3 protein-coding genes are annotated in these 2404 nt (G+C 31.3%); all 3 read left to right on the forward strand.

From position 1 onward, the window contains the following. Positions 1–5: 5 nt before the first annotated feature. The 3 genes from CD129_RS10550 to ribH are packed head-to-tail and all read left to right on the forward strand — an operon-like array spanning position 6 to position 2313. Complete coding sequence (locus CD129_RS10550; RefSeq protein WP_115337308.1) at positions 6–638, forward strand: riboflavin synthase; 633 nt, start codon at positions 6–8, stop codon at positions 636–638. An 8-nt stretch (positions 639–646) separates the two neighbouring features. Continuing rightward, positions 647–1822, forward strand: a complete 1176-nt coding sequence (ribB, locus tag CD129_RS10555; RefSeq protein WP_078357575.1) for a 3,4-dihydroxy-2-butanone-4-phosphate synthase — start codon at positions 647–649, stop codon at positions 1820–1822. A gap of 20 nt (positions 1823–1842) precedes the next feature. Further along, complete coding sequence (gene ribH, locus CD129_RS10560) at positions 1843–2313, forward strand: 6,7-dimethyl-8-ribityllumazine synthase (protein WP_078357574.1); 471 nt, start codon at positions 1843–1845, stop codon at positions 2311–2313. Positions 2314–2404: the final 91 nt, after the last annotated feature.

Here is a 2404-nt window from a genome sequence, read left to right on the forward strand (position 1 = left end):
ACAAGATGTTCACAGGAATTATTGAAACAGTTGGTGTAATTAAGAATACAAGCACTCAAAGTGGAGTTAAGACTTTAACAATTGAGGCTCCTGAAATAACTGATGATTTATCTCTTGGTGATTCGGTAGCGATAAATGGTGTTTGTTTAACTGTTACTGAAAAGCAGACATCTATTTTTAAAGTAGAAGTTATTACAGGTACAATCAATGTCACATATTTAGAACACTTAAAAACAAATGACAAAGTAAATCTTGAAAGAGCGATGTTAGCTAATGGAAGGTTTGGTGGTCATTTCGTAAGTGGTCATGTAGATGGAAAAGGTATTATAAAGCATATTTCTAAAAGAAAAGATGAATGGATAATTGAAATATCAACTGATGCGCAATTATTAAGTCAAATGATTGATAAAGGTTCAATTACGGTAGACGGTATAAGTTTAACAATTTTTAAATTGTATCAGCATAAGTTTGAAATTCATTTAATACCTGAGACTAGAGAGCGTACTATTTTTGTTAACAAGAAACAAGGTGATGAGGTACATATAGAAACGGACTTATTATTTAAATATGTTCAAAAAATTAATCATCAAAATAACTCGAATTTATCGCAAGAGAAGTTACTAAATCTAGGATTTTAGGAGGCATCATAATGTTTGATAAAGTAGAAGAAGCTATTGAAGAATTAAAACTTGGTAAACCCATTATAGTTGTAGATGATGAAGATAGAGAAAATGAGGGTGACCTTATTGCAATATCTGAATATTTAACACCAGAAACGATAAATTTTATGGCAACTCATGCTAGAGGTCTAATATGTGCACCAGTTAGCCGTGAAATAGCAGAACAGCTTGATTTAAATTTAATGACTGAAACTGGTGATAAGTTTAAGACAGCTTTTACTGTAAGTGTTGACCATGTGTCATCAACAACAGGCATTAGTGCTTTTGAAAGAACGGATACTATAAAAGGTCTAATAGAAGAGACTTCTCCGAGTGCTTTTGTAAAACCAGGACATGTATTCCCATTAATTGCTCAAGAAAATGGTGTTCTTGAAAGAGTAGGGCATACTGAAGCTTGTGTTGATTTAGCTAGATTGTCAGGTGCTAAACCTGCTGGTGCTATTTGTGAAATTATGAAAGACGATGGAACGATGGCTAAGAGAGAAGATTTATATCAGTTCAAACTTAAACATCAATTAAAAATGATTACGATAGATGAACTTGTTCAATATAGAAAAAGAAATGATCAAATTATAAAATTTGAATCAAAAATTCAATTACCTACATTATTTGGTGAATTTGATATGTATGGTTTTACATCTAAATTAGATCAAAAAGAATACTTAGCTATTTGTTCGGGCAATATTGAAAATGGAATGAACGTTCGTATACATTCTGAATGTGTCACTGGTGATATTTTCCATAGTGCTAGATGTGATTGTGGAGAACAACTAGAATACTCTATGAAATATATACAAGAGCACGGTGGTATGATTTTATATCTTCCTCAAGAAGGTCGAGGCATAGGCTTAATCAATAAACTTAAAGCATATGAATTGATCGAAAAAGGATATGATACAATTTCTGCAAATAAAGCATTAGGCTTTGAAGCGGATTTAAGAGACTATACTGAAGCAAGTCAAATTCTGAAGTACTTTAATATAGAAGAAATACAACTCATAAGCAATAATCCAGATAAATTTAATCAATTAGAAGAGTTAGGTATTAGAATTACAAATAGAATACCAGTAGTTATACAGCCAAATACAACGAATGAATCATATTTAAATACAAAAAAAGACCAAATGGGTCATTTATTATAAAAAGAATGGGGCAAATAAAAATGAACTTTGAAGGTAAAATGAACGGATCAGAATTAAAAGTAGCAATTGTAGTAAGTAGATTTAACGATTTTATTACAGGTCGTTTATTAGATGGAGCTAAAGATACATTGGTTCGCCATAATGTAGAAGAAGATAATATTCATGTAGCTTATGTTCCAGGTGCATATGAAATTCCATTAGTTGCTAAAAAATTAGCTAAATCAGGAAATTACGATGCAGTAGTAACATTAGGATGTGTCATTAGAGGCGCTACTACACATTATGATTATGTATGTAATGAAGTAGCAAAAGGTGTATCTAAAGTAAATGATGAAACAGAAGTGCCAGTTATCTTTGGTATAGTAACAACAGAAACAATTGAACAAGCAATAGAAAGAGCTGGAACTAAAGCAGGTAATAAAGGTGGAGATGCTGCATTAGCTGCTATTGAAATGGCCAATTTACTTAAAAATATTGAAAGCCAAATATAATAAACATACTAAGATTAGCTATGAAGAAATCTATGACGATAGATTTTTTCATAGCTATTTTTTATAGTTATGGAGAGAGGTAGACTGTGCG

The sequence above is a fragment of the Mammaliicoccus fleurettii genome, from assembly GCF_003970575.1.
Classification (GTDB): Bacteria; Bacillota; Bacilli; order Staphylococcales; family Staphylococcaceae; genus Mammaliicoccus; species Mammaliicoccus fleurettii.